Source organism: Microbaculum marinum (assembly GCF_037855135.1).
Classification (GTDB): Bacteria; Pseudomonadota; Alphaproteobacteria; order Rhizobiales; family Tepidamorphaceae; genus Microbaculum; species Microbaculum marinum.
On the sequence record NZ_JAZHOF010000002.1, the window covers coordinates 584880 to 600971 of the forward strand.

Sequence of the window (16092 nt, forward strand, 5' to 3'; positions counted from 1 at the left end):
CCGTGTCCCCGCAATATCATCCATCGGCGGAATCGGTGGCCGATGCGATCCTCGCCGAGGTCGGCCGGACGATCGTGCTGGCGCTGCCGCTGGGTCTCGGCAAGGCGAACCACATCGCCAACGCGCTCTACGCACGGGCTAAGGCCGATCCGGGCATCTCGCTCACCATCATCACGGCGCTTTCGCTCGAGAAGCCGTTCGGCGGCAACCTGCTGGCGCGCCGCTTCATGGACCCGATCATCGAACGGCTGTTCGGCGGCTATCCCGACCTCGCCTACGTGAAGGGCCTCCGCGACGGCTCGATCCCGGACAACATCCAGGTCATCGAGTTCTTCCTGATGGCGGGGCAGTGGCTCGGCATCGACCGGATGCAGCAGAACTACATACCGGCGAACTATACCCACGCCGCGCGCTACGCCATCGAGCGCGGCATCAACGTCGTTGCACAACTCGTCGCGACCGACCCGGGCCAGACAAGCCGCTACAGCCTGTCCTGCAACACCGATGTCACACTGGACCTGCTCGCCGAGCGCGACGCCGGCCGCGTCGACTTCACGATGGTCGGCCAGACGAACAGCGCGCTGCCCTACATGCAGGGCGAAGCGGAGATCATGGCGGACCGGTTCGCCCACATGCTCGACGGGCCCGACACGGATTTTCCCCTGTTCGCGCCGCCCAACCGGCCGGTCGGGCTCGCCGAGCACGCGGCCGGGATCAACGCGGCGCGGCTGGTGCCGGATGGCGGCACGCTGCAGATCGGCATCGGCTCGATCGGCGACGGCCTGACGAACTCGCTGGTTTTGCGACACCGGGACAACGGGGCCTTCGTCGACCTCGCCAGCAAGCTAGGGCCGGCGACGCCGCTCGACCGGACCGAGCGCTTCGAGACTGGCCTGTACGGCTTAAGCGAGATGTTCGTTCCCGGCTTCCTCGAACTGGCGCGTGCCGGCATCCTGAAGCGGGAGGTGGACGGGGCGCTGCTGGACGCCGCGTTCTTCCTGGGTCCTCGCTCCTTCTACGAGGAACTGCGCGACATGCCGCCCGACCGGCGCGCGAAGTTCCGCATGAGGGGCGTCTCCTACGTCAACGAGTTCTACGGCGACGAGGCGGCGAAGCTGCGCGCCCGCGCCGGGGCCCGCTTCGTCAACAACGCGATGATGGTCACGCTGCTCGGCAGCGTCGTTTCCGACGGTCTCGACACCGGACAGGTGGTGAGCGGAGTCGGCGGCCAGTACAACTTCGTCGCCCAGGCCTTCGCCCTGCCGGACGCGCGCTCGATCATCACGCTCCCGGCGACGCGCCGGACGAAGGGCAAACCGGTCTCCAACATTCTCTGGTCCTACGCCAACAGCACCGTGCCGCGCCACCTGCGCGACATCGTTGTCACCGAATACGGGGTTGCCGACCTGCGGGGCACGACCGACGCGGAGGCGATCGCCAGATTGCTGGCCATAACCGACTCGCGGTTTCAGGAGGACCTGCTTGAGAAAGCGAAGTCGGCGGGCAAGATCGGGCGCGACTACGAACTTCCCGCCGAACGGCGCGGCAACACGCCGGAGCGTATCGACGCGGCCCTGGCGCCGGCACGCGCTGCGGGCCTGTTGCCCGCGTTTCCCTTCGGGACCGATTTCGACGAGACCGAGCAACGGCTGCTGCCGGCGCTGGACCGGCTGCGCAACGCGCAGAATTCCTACGTCGATCTGGCGCGGCTGTTGCTGGCCGGCCTCGCAGCATCCGACTCCCCGGAACGGGCTGCCTGTCTTGAACGGATGGGGCTCGGCGCGCCGACGACGTGGACGGAACGTCTGTACGCCAGGCTGCTGACCGGGGCGCTCGCCTGCAGTTAGACCAGGATCCCGGCCGGACACCACTCGGTCGCACCATCAACTGCGGTGTGGGAAAAGGTGTGTCCGGCATCCGAATCGATCGCCTCGTATATTGACCTGCTCGGCCATGTTGCGGCATTTCGGCGGCTACATTGGCACGTCTTGCGCATCGGCGACCTGTCGACGGGTGCGCGATATTCACGCTGGATTTTTCTGGAGAGGGACATTTGGAGCCGAAATTGGCGAAACGGCCGCATTTCATCTGCATAGGCGCGCAGCGTGGCGGGACCTCGAATCTGTATCGCATGCTGCGTCTCCATCCCGATATCTGGCTGCCTCCGATCAAGGAGCTGCATTTCTTCGATCTGCCGCTGGATCGGCCGCGACGTCGCAGGGAACTCGCGGAACTCGAGGGACGAACCAAGCGTCGCGACAAGCGCTTCCTCAAACGCCTGACGCAAGCCATCGAGGACGGCGACCAGAGCGTGAAGCGCTACCGATCGCTGTTTGGTCCCAGCGAGGAGAAGGTCACCGGCGACATCACCCCCGGCTACGGGACCTTGCCCAGCGAGACCGTGGCGAAACTGGCCAGGCGGCTTCCGAATACCGCCGTGCTTTTCATCATCCGCGAGCCGATGTCCCGGCTCTGGTCACATGCCCGAATGGTGCAAAGCAAGAAGAAGGGCACCCCGTTGGCCGATGCCGACTCCTTCAAGGCATTCTGCGAGGATCCGGCCGTGCGGCTCCGTTCGTTGCAGTCCGACGTATTCGAGCGCTGGTCGGCAAGTTTCGGGACACGGTTCCACGTTCTGTTCTTCGATGATCTCGTGGCGGATTCCCAGGCCTTCTATGCCCGGGTCCATGAGATCATCGGCGTCGAGCACCATCCGGTCGATACCGAGCGGGAGCATGCGCCGGCGCCCAAGCCGAAGATGCCCGAGGAGATGAGGCGGCACGCGGAAGTGCTCCTCGAAGGCGAATACGAGCGCCTCGCGGAACTGGTCGGCGGCCATGCGGAAACGTGGCTTCAGAAGCGCCGGGCCGCCGCCGCGTAGATGCGAGAGGCGGCTCTGGCGCACCGAATTCCGGTTGACCGCTGCGTTGCTGCCAGGGGGTGAAGCTCAGGAGCGCGCGCCGGTCGCCCGGCGCGATGTCGCGCGGGTCACCTGCAGCCGCCGCAGGAAGGCGACGATGAAGATCGCCGTCAGGATCAGCACGATCGTCGCCGCCGGGGCGCTGTCGAGGTAGAAGCTGGCGTAGGTCCCGCCGAACATCGCGGCGAGGCAGACCGCCACCGAGACGATCAGCATCCTGCCGAAGCTGCGGACCGTGAGGAAGGCGATCGCCCCCGGCGTGACGAGCAGTGCGACGGCGAGGATAAGACCGACCGAGCTCAGAGTTGCGACGATGGTCAGCGACAGCCCTGACAGCAGCCCGTAGTGCAGCACGTTCGTGCGGAGCCCGGAGGCCCACGCCTGGGCGGGATCGAAGGCGTGCAGCAGCAGGTCCTTCCACTTCAGGATCAGCAGCACCGACACCACCAGGGCGATGACGCCCGACGTCCACAGATCCGCGCTTCCCACGCCCAGCATGTTGCCGAACAGGACGTGGTCCAGATGCTCGTTGGTGCGGATCGAGGTGTAGAGGACGATCCCGACGCCGAACATGCCGGAAAACACCACGCCCATCACCGTGTCCTGCTTCACCCGGCTGTTGTCCGACAGGTATCCCGTCGCCAGCGCGCAGATCATCCCCGCGGCAAAGGCGCCGGCGATCAGCGGCAGCCCGAGGATCCAGGCGAGCACGATGCCGGGCAGCGTCGCGTGGCTGACCGCATCACCCATCAGCGCCCAGCCCTTCAGCACCAGAAAGCATGACAGCAGCGCCGTCGGCGGCGCGACCAGAAGGACGATCCAGAAGGCGTTCTGCATGAACGGGAACTGGAACGGCAGGAGCAGGGTGTCGATCACGGCCGAACCGCCTCCCGGATCATTGCCGCACCGTCGCCGGCGACCGGGCCAGCGCCTCGCTTGCCTTGCGCCGGGCCGCCAGCAGCCCGTGCTTCGGCGCAAACACGAAGGCGAGCAGGAAGAGGAGCGTCTGCAGCGCGACGATGAGGCCGCCCGTCGCGCCGTCGAGAAAAAAGCTCGCATACGCGCCGGCGAAGCTGGTCAGCGTTCCGATGAGCACGGAAAGCGCGATCAGACGCGGGAACCGGTCGCACAGCAGGTAGGCGGTGGCGCCCGGGGTCACGACCATGGCGATGACGAGGAACGCGCCGACGGTCATCATGGCAGCGACGATCGCAGCGGACAGGAGGACGAAGAACACCGCGCGCAGCAATTCCGGCCGCAACCCGATGGTCCTGGCGTGGTTCTCGTCGAAGAAGACCACCATCAGGTCCTTCCACTTGGCCAGCAGGACCGCCAGCGACACGAACCCGATGAGCGCCAGCTGCAAGGTGTCGGCGGGCGTGATGGCAAGGATGTTGCCCATGACGATCGTCTGGATGCTGACTGACATCGGCGACAGCGAGACCATGAAAAGCCCCAGGCCGAAGAAGGAGGTGAAGATGATGCCGATGATGACGTCGATCTTCAGTCCGGATCGTCCCGACAGGAACAGCATCGCGCCCGCGGCGAGGCCGCCGGCGAGAAACGCCCCGAGCGCGAATGGCAGACCCAGGATGTAGGCGCCCGCCACCCCCGGCACGACGGAGTGGGAGAGCGCATCTCCGATCAGCGACCAGCCCTTCAGCATCAGGTAGGAGGACAGGAACGCGCAGACCCCGCCGACCAGGGCGGAGACCCACATGGCGTTGAACATGTATCCGTAGCCGAACGGCTCCAGCAGCGTGTCGATCATGGCCGGCCCGCGTCACCGGCGGCTTCGCCGTCCTGTTGGCGAGCACTGTCGGCCTCGCCGCTCTCGCCGTACTGGACGAAGGCACGCTCGTCGTCGGTGATGATCCTGACCTCGCGCGGGTCGTCGTCGTCGTGCAGGGTGGTGCCGCTGAGGGTGACGTGGCGAAGCACGCCGCCGAATGCGCGTTCGAGGTTGTCGCGGGTAAAGACCTCCTCGGTCGGCCCGTGGGCGAGCACGGTCCCTTTGATCAGTACGGTGCGGTCGCAGAACTCGGGGACGGATCCCAGATTGTGCGTCGACACGAGCATGACGCGCCCTTCGGCGCGCAGTTCGCGCAGCAGAGCCACGATCTGCTCCTCGGTCTTGACGTCGACGCCCGTGAACGGCTCGTCAAGAAGGATCACGCGACCGTCCTGCGCCAGCGACCGGGCCAAGAACACCCGCTTTCGCTGTCCGCCGGACAACTCCCCGATCTGGCGATGCCGATAGTCCTGCATGTTCACCCGACGCAATGCCTCGTCCACTGCCTCGCGATCGGCGCGGCGAGGGCGGCGCAGGAAGCCCATGCGGCCGTAGCGGCCCATCATGACCACGTCCTCGACCAGCACCGGAAAGGCCCAGTCGACCTCCTCCGACTGGGGCACGTAGGCGACGAGGTTTTCCCGCAGCGCCTCCCCGACGCTCCTGCCGAGCAGCCTGATCTCGCCGCGTGCCGTGGGGACGAAGCCCATTATCGCCTTGAAAAGGGTGGACTTGCCCGAGCCGTTGACGCCCACCAGCCCCGTGATCGTGCCTCGCGGGATCTCGAAACTCGCGTCGTACAGGGCGGTGTGGCCGTTGCGGTAGACCACCGTGACGCCACGGGCGAGAATACCGGCCGCGGGTCCTCCATCTTCGCCCGCGTCAAGAACGGGGGCCGCTCGGTCGAGCATCGAGGTTCCTTCTCGTTTCAGGGTAGCGCCCCGCTGTTTTTCAGGCCCGGCCGACAAGGATCCGCGAGGGCCCGTAATCGTCGCGCCGCTGCTCAGTTGTCCGGCGCCAAAGCATTGGCAATCGTCTCGGCGTCGACCCGCAGCATGTCGAGATAGGTCGGTACGGGTCCGTCGGCCTCGCTGAGGCTGTCGACATAGAGCATTCCGCCATACGTCGCGCCGGTCTCGCCTGCCACCTGCCTGGCCGGCGCCTGGTTCACCGTACTTTCGCAGAATACCGCCGGGATGTCGTTCTCCCGTACGGTGTCGATGACGCCGCGCACCTGCTGCGGCGTGCCGGTCTGATCGGCGTTGATCGGCCACAGATAGGCTTCCTTCAGGCCGAAATCGCGGGTCAGGTAGCTGAATGCGCCCTCGCAGGTCACGAGCCAGCGGCGCTTCTCCGGAAGCGCGGCGATCCGGTCGCGCAAGGGCGCGATCGTATCGCGGATCCGCTTCTTGTAGGCTTCGGCGTTGGCCGCATAGGCGGCGGCGCGATCCGGGTCATGCTCGGACAGGGCGTCCCGAATGTTGTCGATATAGATCAACGCATTGTCGAGACCCATCCAGCCATGCGGGTTGGGCAGGCCCTGGTATTCCCCCTCGGCGATCGAGATCGGTTCTATCCCCTCGGTCAGAACCGCCGAAGGCATGTCGCCGAGATTGTCGATGAACTGCTCGAACCAGCGTTCGAGATTGAGCCCGTTCCACAGAACAAGGTCGGCATCGCTGGCGCGGACGATGTCCTGCGGGGTCGGCTGGTAGCCGTGTATCTCCGCTCCCGGCTTGGTGATCGAGACGACGACTGCATCGTCGCCGGCGACGTTCTGCGCCATGTCGGCGATAATCGTGAACGTCGTGACGACCTTGAAGGGCCTGTCTTGCGCATGGCCCGCCGCTGCGGCGAGCCAGGCAAGCGCCATCAGCGCGAGACTAAAGGACACAGTTCGTGTCATCGGATCACTCCCAGGCACAATTCTTTAATGGATATGCGAGGCATTCGCAAGAGTTATCGCTAATGCGAACTATTTGCAATAACTCTCTTGCAACCGTACCCGTCAGCTCCGGACGGGCAGCGGGATCAAGGCTGCGGCCAGCGCAGACATCTGCAAATAAGGTGTGACTTCCCCGGATTTGGCAGTGACAGTGCGGCCAGATACTCATTACAGCGGCATCGTGCTTCCCTATTCCGACTGGCGCGCCCGGCGCCCTGCTTCATTCACAGGCCAAGAACGTTCCATGACCCATCGCAGTTTCCGTATTCTCGGCTTTGCCGTGCTGCCGCTCCTCCTCGGGCTGGAGTTCTTCACGGCATCCCTGACCCCGTCGCTGATTCCCCGACCATGGATCGTGCAGGGTGCGCTCGCGGGCCTCGTCACGGCTATCGGCTACATGATCGGACAGCTCGTCCTGGCCGGCTGGCGGGCGATCGAGCTGCCCCGTCTCACCGGCCGGGCGGCGATCATCGGGCATGTCGTCGTCGCGGTGCCGGTCCTGGTCATGTGGGCCTATGCGCTCGCCCATTGGACGGACTGGCAGGATTCGATCCGCGTGAGAGTGGGGATGGAGCCGACCGAGGAGTTCCATCTGGCGAGTATGCTGGGGGTCGCCATCGTCGTGTTCGTGGTCTGCTATGCCATAGGCCTGGCGGTCCAGTGGGTGTTCGACGTGATGCGCCGCCAGCTCTACCGGGTGATGCCGCAGCGCACCGCCAATGCGCTGGGCCTGGTCCTGGCGGCGGCCCTCGTCTTCTTCCTCACCCGGGACGGGGTGGTGCGCTGGACATTCGAGGCGCTGGATGAGTCCTACGAGACGGCGCAGGACCTGTTCATGTCGGCGCCGCCTGCGCCGACGAACCCGCGCGTCGCCGGCGGACCAGGGTCGCTCGTCAACTGGGGCGCAATGGGGCAGCCGGGACGGAACTTCGTCCTCGACGGACCGGATGCCGAGGACATAACGAACTTCAGCGGCCGGCCGGCAATGGATCCGATCCGCGTCTATGTCGGGCGGGCGCAGGACGACGATCCGGAGATACGTGCCCGGGTCGCCCTGGAGGAACTGAAGCGTCTGGGCGCCTTCGAGCGCAAGGTGCTGATCGTCGCCAGCCCGACCGGTACGGGCTGGCTCGATCCCGGCAGCCACGATCCGCTCGAATACATGCTCGACGGCGACGTCGCCACGGTCGCGGTGCAGTACTCCTTCCTGCAGTCGCCGTTCGCCCTGATCTTCGAGACGCAATCCGGTCTGGAGCAGGCCACCGCGACGATGCAGACGGTGTACCGGTACTGGAAGTCTCTGCCGGCCGACGACCGGCCCGAATTCTACGCCCACGGCATCAGCCTCGGGGCGTGGTCGTCGATGTATTCGTTCGACATCTTCGAGGTCGTCAACGATCCCATCGACGGCGCGCTGTGGACGGGGCCGCCGTTCCCGTCGGCCTTGTGGAACAAGGCGGTGGCGGCGCGCAACCCGTCCTCGCCGTACGTGCTGCCGGTGGTGGGACGGGGCGCCCTCGTCCGGTTCATGTCGCAATTCGGCGCTCTCGACCGCGGCGCGGGGAAATGGGGTCGCCTGCGCATCGCCTACATGCAGTACGCCTCCGACCCGATCGTGTTCTACGAGCCGTCCTCGGTGTGGCGTGCGCCGGAATGGATGCGCGAGCCGCCGGCGCCCGACGTCTCGCCCGACATGAGTTTCATGCCCGTCGTCACCCAGTTCCAGCTGGTGGTCGACATGGTTCTCGCGCTGGCGGTGCCGCCCGGCTACGGCCACAGCTATATCGCCAGGGACTACATAGACGCATGGACCGGGGTGATCGGGCCCCGGGGGTGGACCAGTGCCGATACGGCCCGGCTGAAGGAATGGTGTGGCCTCGAATGGGGCCTTGGATGCCGAAACTGATCCTATGGGGTCTGTTTGCGGTCGGCGCTGTACTGCTCGTCGTGGCGCTCAATACGGGGCGCCAGTATCTGGAATGGTCGCCCTTCGACGAGACTCCTGCGGAGCGGGCCGAGCGGCTGGCGGGCCACTGGCGCCTGGTGCGCCCGGAAGGGCCAGGTCCGCATCCCGCCGCGATACTGCTGTCGGGGTGCGATGGCGTTCGCGACAACATGGACTACTGGGCCGGCGTCCTCGTCGAAACCGGCCGGGCGGCGCTGATCGTCGACAGCCACACGCCGCGCGGCCTGAACAGGCTCGAGTCGTGGCGGCTCGTATGCGCCGGCCAGACGCTGTCGGGAGCCGAGCGTGCAGGCGACATCGCCGTGGCATTGCAGGCCCTGCCGCAGTTGGGCGATTTCAGCGACGATGTGGTGATATTCGGCGCGTCCCACGGCGGCTGGTCCGCAATGGAGTTCATCGCACACGCCGTGGCGCACGAGCCCATTCCGGGACTGGCGGGCTGGCCCGAGGATCCCGACGCGCTGCTCGGAACAGTCTCGGCACTGGTCCTGCTCTATCCCTACTGCGGCGCGCTGAACAGCGCGACCGCGGAGCGCTGGTCGGGCGCCCCGCCGGCACTGCTTGTCCTGGCGGAGAAGGATTCGGTCGTCAGTTCGCCGGACTGCATCGCGCTGGCGGACGCGCTGGATGCGGATGGAGCGTCAGTCGAGGTCGCACTCATCGCCGGGGCCGACCACGGATTCGATCAGCGCGAGAAATCCCCGTTCTCGACGCTCGAGTTCGATGCAGGTCAACGCGAGCAGGCGGCAACCGCAGTGCTGGAGTTCCTGTCGCGCCTGGATGGAGCGCGCGCGTCTGCGCCGCTCATGCCGAGACGCGAAGAGCCTGCAGGCTAAAACTTGCGGAAGATTGATCGTTTGAAATGGTACAGCTGCCCCGGCTCGAACGGGGGACCTCCTGATCCACAATCAGGCGCTCTAACCAACTGAGCTACAGCTGCACAGGTTCGCGCCCGTAAATACGGTCTAAGGCGATGGCGTGCAAGGGTGGCATTGGCCGTCGGGCAAGGAAAAAGCCCGGCCTGGAGGCCGGGCTTGCGGGCAAGCGGTATTCAGATGGCAGCAGCCTCAGACGGCAAGCTTCCACTGGTTCATCGCCTTGGTCATGCCGTCCTGAAACGGCTTGGCGGTTTCCGCTTGGACCTTGCTGGCCAAGTCCTGGAATTCCTTGGCGTGCGAGTTGAGCGTGTCGAACTGCTTGCGGGCGAACTCCGACTGGATCTCGATCGCCTCGGAAAGCGTCTTCACGCCGAGCATCTTCTCGATGTAGTCGAAGCCGACGTTGAACTGCGTCTTGGCGGCACCGAGCGCCTTCGACTGCAGGTCGGTCGTGCCCTTGTTAATGGTGGCGAAGGTGTCTTCCATCGCGTCGGTCGCGTCCTCGGCCATCGACTTGTAGGAGTCGTAGGCTTCCTTGGCCTGGATGACGCCCTTCTCGGCGATCTCACGGAATGCGGCCGGCATCTCGAGCGATGCGAATGCCGGCGCAGCCTTCCTGGCGGCAGTCTTCGGAGTCGCCTTCTCCTTTGAGGGAGTATCGGTCATCTGTGTGTTCCTTCTCATAAGCCGGCAGCCAATGCCTCAGCACTGCCTCTGCCGTGAAATCGGGTTAAATCCGCTGTCCAGCCTGGCCAGAGCGCGAGAACACGACCCGCACTCCTCCACGCTGGAGTAAACCGCAATATAGGACAGCCTATTGTGCGTTGCAACAGTGGCAATGTTGCAGTGCACAAAAAAACTTTCTCGGCTCAGCCCGGGCAGGTGCGCCTCATGTCCCGCCCCGCGTATCGCGTCCGCGACTTCTCGGCGACGCCGACGCTGCCTCGGACAGGTCCTGGCTCTGTCGCGCAAGGATCGCCATCTGCCGCTCGATGAAGTCATTCTGGATTCGCATCATGTCATCGACCGACTGCGCGTTGACCATGTTCCTGGCGTACTCGAAGCTCGAGGCCATGTTCTCCTCGGCGAAAGCAATGGTCTTCTCGCCGAACGACCTGGCGGTGCCCTGGGCGTCGGCCGCGGAGCTTTCCAGCGTTCCCACGGCCTTCTGGGCGGAGGCGATGTAATCGTCGAAAGCCTTGCGGGCGTGGTCCACGCTCTTCTCCGCGAAATCGCGCATCGATTCGGGAATCTCGAACCTGTCGGTCATACTCGCCTCCGTTCTGCATCTCTCGTGCGGCACACTTCGATTTAACCAAATCGACGCATACCGGCGCCATATGGGTCGGCTCCGCTGGACGGCCGTTGCGGCAGCCGACTATAACATTGCCATGTGACGGGTACGCAGACTTGTGCGGCGGCAAGTCGACTGCGGTTCCCCAGCCCGGGAGTGTCCTTTGGGCCTGGAACCGGGCGGCCCGCGTGATCAATGCGGGAATTGGACGAGACGCCAGCATGACCGGCCGGACTGACAGTTCCGCGCTGCTGCGCGCCCCGGGCGTCGCCGCCGCGCTGCTAGGCACCGCCCCGGCCTGGCTTTGGGATATCGAGGACGGGCGCATCCTGCTGGCCAGCGCCGCCGGCATCGCGTTCTTCGGCGAAACGACACTCGACGCGCTGCGGCAGCGCGAATTCGGTGCAGGCCGTCCGGAAGCGGCGCAGATCGCCCGTATCGGCCGTACCCTGCCGCGCGACGGGACGTCCCGACTTTCGATGCTGCGGGTCTTCGTCGGCTTTCGCGACATTCCGTTGCCCTGCCAGTGCCGGATGGTCGGTGAGCGGGGGGATGGGCTGGTGCTCGTCGTGGCGGGCGCCGGCGGAACCCGGGACGACATCGCTGCCCGCGCGACGACCGTGCTCGGCGGGCTCTCCGTGCCGACGATACTCAAGGCGGGATCGGACGAGATCCACCGCAACGATGCCGCAGCCGGCCCGCCCGGTGGCGCGCCGCTGCACGGCGGCTCGCCGGTGACCGTCCAGCTTCCGGAGGGAACGTACGACCTGCTGGTGCTCGATACCGGGCAGGGACAGGCCGGACAGGACGCCGGCGAGACGGGCGGGAACGCCGAGCCATCGGCATGCGACCCTGCACCGATTTCGACGGATGCAGGCGACGGCACCCACGGGGCAGGTGACGCAGATCCTGATCCGGCGTCTGCAGAAGCCGAAACCGGCGAAGCGCCCTCCGAAGTCTCTCCGGATGTCCCGGCTGCCGGGCGGACCGCCGCAACGGACCGGCGCGGGCCCGGCCTGCCGAAGACACGGCGGTTCACGTTCCTGCTCGACCCGGACGGCCGGTTCGTCGAGATCGGCGCCGGCTTCGCGGCACTGGTCGGGCCGCGATCGGCCGATGTGATCGGCCGATCGTGGAGCGAACTCGACAGCGAGATGGCGCTGGATCCGCACGGCGCACTCGCCGGAGCCATCGAAACGCGGGATACCTGGAGCGACGTGCGTGTCGACTGGCCGACCGACGACGGCGGGCGCGTCGGGCTGCGCCTGTCGGCATTGCCGCGGTTCGCCGAGGGCCGGGCCTTTGCCGGCTATCGCGGATTTGCCGATGTGCTCGATGTGGTTCCGTCCGGGGACGAAGCGGACCGCCCGGCCGCAGGCGACGACGCAGACTCCGGTCAGGCGGCAACGGAGCGGCCGAAGAAGGCGAAGAAGCCCGGCAAGCGCTCCACGGATCACGATGGGGACGGAGCCGAAACCGCTCACGAGACGGATCGCAACAACTCCAAGATCCACCGGCTGAGAACCGGCCAGGCCGGACAGCCGCAACCGGAGCAGCGCGGGTCGCTGAACGATCAGGAGCGGTCCGCCTTCAAGGCGATCGCGGCGGCGCTCGGGGCGCGATGGCATGACGAATTGCCGGAGGACCAGGCCGCAGCGCCGGAAGCGGAAACGGCAACGGCAACGGAAACCGTGCGTGCGCCGGCTGCCAAGGGGGCGGGTGATCGCCCGCTCCCGAACGGCACGCCCGCCGATCGGGAAGGAACCGCCGAGAGCGCTCCGCAAACGTCCGCTGACCAGGCCGGACAGGGCTCCGACAGCCGACCGGGGCCGTCGTCGGCGTTGTCCGGGGAAGTCCTTCCGGACAGCGAATCGCCCGATACGCTCATCCAGGACGTTCTCGACCGGATCCCCCTCGGCCTGGCCGTCCTGCGCGAACAACGCCTGCTGATGGCCAATCGAGCCTTTCTGGACCTGTTCGACTATCCGGACCTCCGCACTCTGGAGGATGCCGGCGGGTTCCGAGCGGTGATCGACGATCGCAGCGACACGACGATGGCGGCACATACCGCCGTGGTTGCGCGGCGGCGCGATGGCAGCCCGGTCTCCGTCAGGGCGCGGCTTGGACGCACGCCGTGGATCGACGGCCCGGCGATGCTGGTGAGCGTGCGCGAGGCGCAGTCGGATGCCGAAGATGCCGCTGGCGAGCCGGGGCTGTCGGCTGCCGAACTGCGGGCGGTCGTGGACGCCGCAGTGGACGGGGTCCTCGTGGTCGAGGCCGATGCCACGATCGTCACCGCGAACGGCAGTGCCGAGCGCCTGCTGGGCATCGACGCCGCGGAGCTTGCCGGCGGGTCGATGCTGGAACTGATCGCCGAGGACGGTCGCGAAGCAGCCGCCGAGTTGCTGTCGAACCTTGTGGCGGCCGTGCCGACCCTGGTGGAGAAAGGCCTCGACGTGACGCTCCTGGGCGCGGACGACCCGGTCGACGTGACGCTCTCCATGGCGCGTCTCGGCACCCGATACCCGGCCCGGTTCTGCGCCGTGCTGCGCGACATGACCGACTGGAAGGAGGCCGAGGCAGACCTCGTCGCCGCCCGCAAGCGGGCCGAGGACGCGAGCTCCCAGAAGTCGGACTTCCTGGCCAAGATGAGCCACGAGATCCGCACGCCGCTGAACGGCATCATAGGCTTCTCGGAAATCATCCTGGAGGAGCGCTTCGGGCCGTTCGGCAACGATCGCTACCGCGACTACATCCGCGATATCCGCGAAAGCGGCGAGCACCTGATGAGCCTGGTGAACGACCTGCTGGATCTCTCCAAGGTGGAGGCCGGCAAGCTCGATCTGTCGTTCACCGGCGTGAAGCTCAACGATCTCGCCGAGCAGTCGGTGGCGATCATGCAGCCGCAGGCGAGCAAGGCCAGGGTGATCGTCCGGACGAACCTCTGGCCGACCCTGCCGGCGGTCGTCGCCGACATCCGCTCGGTGCGGCAGGTGCTCCTGAACCTGCTCTCGAACGCCATCAAGTTCACCCCGCCGGGCGGCCAGGTGATCGTCTCGACGGTGCTGGGCGAGGGCGGCGACGTCTTCGTCCGGGTGCGCGATACCGGGCCCGGCATGTCCGGAAGCGATGTCGCGGTGGCGCTGGAACCGTTCCGCCAGCTTCCGGTCACGCCGACCGGCAGCCAGCGCGGGACCGGCCTTGGGCTGCCGCTCTCGAAGGCGCTGGTGGAAGCCAACCGCGCGAGCTTCTCGCTGCAGAGCAAGGTCGGTGACGGCACGCTCGTCGAGATCTGCTTTCCGCAGAGCCGGGTGCTGGCCGAGTAGCGGCGGGATCCGTTGTCAGAATGGTTGAGGGCAGGTCTTCGATGCCTGATGCGCGGATATGGCGACTTGTGTCCCGAATTAAAGCGGTGAAATACAACGCGGGACGCAAGCGTATTCAGCCGTTTACATTGGAATTTACAGAATGACTAAATATCGATTTTGAAATTTATTTTCGGCTGGTTTCTTGTTCGTGTCTGCATACTACGCGGTCCCATAGAGTGGAATTATTCTAATTCAATTGAAATCCGACTTTAATTGTCAGTTTAAGTTGACTTCCATTTCGACTTCGATGAAGGTCCAGCTCAGGTGCGCGCCGGCAGCAGCCGGTGCCGGGGCCTTTGATGACAGGGCCTTAACCCCTGTTGATTGGAGGAGATGATGAAGTCGATTTCCGTTCGTCACGCTTGGGCCGGGACATCCGCAGCGATCGCCGCCTGCGCAATGTGGGCGTCCGCCTCGCCGGCGGCCGCTGACGAGGTGAACGTCTACACGACGCGCGAGCCCGGGCTGATCCAGCCGCTGTTCGACGTCTTCACCGAGGAGACCGGAATCAAGGTCAACGTGCTGTTCGGCAAGGACGAACTGGTTGAACGCATTCAGGCCGAAGGCGCAAACAGCCCGGCCGACCTGCTGGTCACGGTCGACGTCGGCACGCTGAAGCGCGCCAAGGACCTCGGCATCACCCAGCCGGTCGAATCCGAGACGATCGAAGCCAACATTCCCGAGCAGTACCGCGACGCCGACGGCAACTGGATAGGCCTGTCGCAGCGAGCCCGCATCGTCTACGCCTCGAAGGACCGGGTCGAGCAGGATACGATCACCTACGCGGAACTCGCGGACCCGAAGTGGCGCGGAAAGATCTGCACGCGGACCGGTCAGCATCCCTACAATATCGGCCTGTTCGCTTCGCAGATCGTGCACCAGGGATCGGAAAAGGCCAAGGAATGGCTTGCCGGCGTGCGCGACAACCTCGCCACCAAGCCGACCGGCAACGACCGTGCCCAGGCCAAGGCCATCTACGCCGGCGAATGCGACCTAGCGCTCGGCAACACGTACTACATGGGTCTGATGCAGACCAACGAGCAGGAGCCGGAACAGCAGGAGTGGGCGAAGTCGCTGAAGGTCCTGTTCCCGGATTCGGATGGCGCCGGCACGCATGTCAACATCTCCGGCGCGGTGCTCGCCAAGAATGCGCCGAACAAGGAAGAGGCTATTCAGCTTCTCGAGTTCCTGACCTCCGACGAGGCCCAGCACCTCTACGCCGAGGCGAACTTCGAGTATCCGCTGAAGCCCGGCGTCGAGCCGTCCGAGATCGTCTCCTCGTGGGGCGAGCTGAAAGCCGACACGCTGCCGCTGTCCGACGTCGCCGAGAAGCGCGCCGAGGCAAGCGAGATGGTGGACGAAGTGAACTTCGACGCCGGCCCGAGCTCCTAGCGGATCAGAGCATTCGGCACTTTGGGGGCCCAGGTCATGCAATATTCCGGGACAAATCCTTCGGGCCTATCGCTCGATCGCCGGGCAGAGCGTCTGGTCGTGCAGGGTCTGCGCGGCTGGATGGCGGGCTACGAGACCGGCGACATCGAGTGCTGGGAAACGGTCTGGAACGACTATTGCCGTGAACTCGGGCCGGCGCGCGCCAAGCGCGTCGTGTCCGAACTAGCCGGCTGGATCCGCGTCCTGAGAACGGAATCCCGCCGGTCGATCGACTGCTACCCGCGTCCGTGCCGATACATGTGCCGGGACGAATGCCTGGCGTTGCGGCTCGTCGGGGGATGCCAGAAGGGCCTTAAGCCGGTCGCCTGCGAATCCGCCTGCCAGCTCGTCGGCGGCAGCAGCATCGAGGAACTGGTGAAGGCGGCCGAATGCCTCGCCGGCGAGCTCGCGGAGGCCGGCCTCGAGCTGGAACCGATCGCCGACGAGATCCTCGCCGCCATGACCGAGCGTCCGGCGCCGTCGGGTCTGAGCTGAACC

At 65.9% G+C, this 16092-nt stretch carries 13 protein-coding genes and 1 tRNA gene; 7 read left to right on the plus strand and 7 right to left on the minus strand.

What is annotated here, in order from left to right; translation table 11 throughout:
- The first annotated feature begins 35 nt into the window (after positions 1 to 35).
- A complete protein-coding gene (locus tag V3328_RS06300) occupies positions 36 to 1847 on the plus strand; it encodes an acetyl-CoA hydrolase/transferase C-terminal domain-containing protein (RefSeq protein WP_340328764.1) in 1812 nt (603 codons plus the stop codon).
- Between the two features lie 218 nt (positions 1848 to 2065).
- On the plus strand, positions 2066 to 2881 hold the full coding sequence (locus V3328_RS06305) for a sulfotransferase (protein WP_340328765.1): 816 nt from the start codon (positions 2066 to 2068) through the stop codon (positions 2879 to 2881).
- 66 nt (positions 2882 to 2947) lie between these two features.
- Here V3328_RS06305 and V3328_RS06310 read toward each other — a convergent pair whose 3' ends face one another.
- From V3328_RS06310 to V3328_RS06325, 4 genes are all read right to left on the minus strand, one after another.
- Positions 2948 to 3757, minus strand: coding sequence for a metal ABC transporter permease (locus V3328_RS06310; protein ID WP_340328893.1), 810 nt, complete (start codon positions 3755 to 3757; stop codon positions 2948 to 2950).
- A 58-nt stretch (positions 3758 to 3815) separates the two neighbouring features.
- Positions 3816 to 4691 (minus strand): metal ABC transporter permease, encoded by an 876-nt coding sequence (locus V3328_RS06315; protein ID WP_340328766.1) that lies wholly within the window; start codon positions 4689 to 4691, stop codon positions 3816 to 3818.
- Positions 4688 to 5623 carry a manganese/iron ABC transporter ATP-binding protein gene (locus V3328_RS06320; RefSeq protein WP_340328767.1) on the minus strand — a complete coding sequence of 312 codons (936 nt, stop codon included), beginning with the start codon at positions 5621 to 5623 and terminating at the stop codon, positions 4688 to 4690. Before V3328_RS06320 ends, V3328_RS06315 begins: the two co-directional genes overlap by 4 nt.
- A gap of 92 nt (positions 5624 to 5715) precedes the next feature.
- Positions 5716 to 6585, minus strand: a complete 870-nt coding sequence (locus V3328_RS06325) for a metal ABC transporter substrate-binding protein (protein WP_340328894.1) — start codon at positions 6583 to 6585, stop codon at positions 5716 to 5718.
- A gap of 316 nt (positions 6586 to 6901) precedes the next feature.
- On the opposite strand from V3328_RS06325, the gene V3328_RS06330 reads away from it, so the two are divergent.
- Together V3328_RS06330 and V3328_RS06335 are read left to right on the plus strand one after the other, a co-directional pair.
- Entirely contained in the window at positions 6902 to 8563 is a 1662-nt protein-coding gene (locus tag V3328_RS06330; RefSeq protein ID WP_340328768.1) for an alpha/beta hydrolase, read from the plus strand.
- On the plus strand, positions 8551 to 9459 hold the full coding sequence (locus tag V3328_RS06335) for a dienelactone hydrolase family protein (RefSeq protein WP_340328769.1): 909 nt from the start codon (positions 8551 to 8553) through the stop codon (positions 9457 to 9459). The genes V3328_RS06330 and V3328_RS06335 overlap by 13 nt, the downstream gene beginning before the upstream one ends.
- A 27-nt stretch (positions 9460 to 9486) precedes the next feature.
- Here V3328_RS06335 and V3328_RS06340 read toward each other — a convergent pair.
- From V3328_RS06340 to V3328_RS06350, 3 genes are all read right to left on the minus strand, one after another.
- A tRNA-His gene (locus V3328_RS06340) sits at positions 9487 to 9563 on the minus strand.
- A gap of 127 nt (positions 9564 to 9690) precedes the next feature.
- Entirely contained in the window at positions 9691 to 10167 is a 477-nt protein-coding gene (locus V3328_RS06345; RefSeq protein ID WP_340328770.1) for a phasin, read from the minus strand.
- Between the two features lie 223 nt (positions 10168 to 10390).
- Positions 10391 to 10771: a phasin family protein gene (locus V3328_RS06350; protein ID WP_340328771.1), complete on the minus strand. Its 381-nt coding sequence runs from the start codon at positions 10769 to 10771 to the stop codon at positions 10391 to 10393.
- 245 nt (positions 10772 to 11016) lie between these two features.
- Between V3328_RS06350 and V3328_RS06355 the strand changes: the two genes are divergently transcribed.
- The 3 genes from V3328_RS06355 (at position 11017) to V3328_RS06365 (ending at position 16089) form a co-directional block, all read left to right on the plus strand.
- The gene (locus tag V3328_RS06355) at positions 11017 to 14121 is read left to right on the plus strand and encodes a PAS domain-containing sensor histidine kinase (protein ID WP_340328772.1); all 3105 of its coding nucleotides are present in this window, start codon (positions 11017 to 11019) and stop codon (positions 14119 to 14121) included.
- Between the two features lie 387 nt (positions 14122 to 14508).
- Positions 14509 to 15555, plus strand: a complete 1047-nt coding sequence (locus tag V3328_RS06360; protein WP_378758947.1) for a Fe(3+) ABC transporter substrate-binding protein — start codon at positions 14509 to 14511, stop codon at positions 15553 to 15555.
- Positions 15556 to 15654: 99 nt separating this feature from the next.
- Positions 15655 to 16089, plus strand: coding sequence for a hypothetical protein (locus tag V3328_RS06365; RefSeq protein WP_340328773.1), 435 nt, complete (start codon positions 15655 to 15657; stop codon positions 16087 to 16089).
- Positions 16090 to 16092 lie beyond the last annotated feature (3 nt).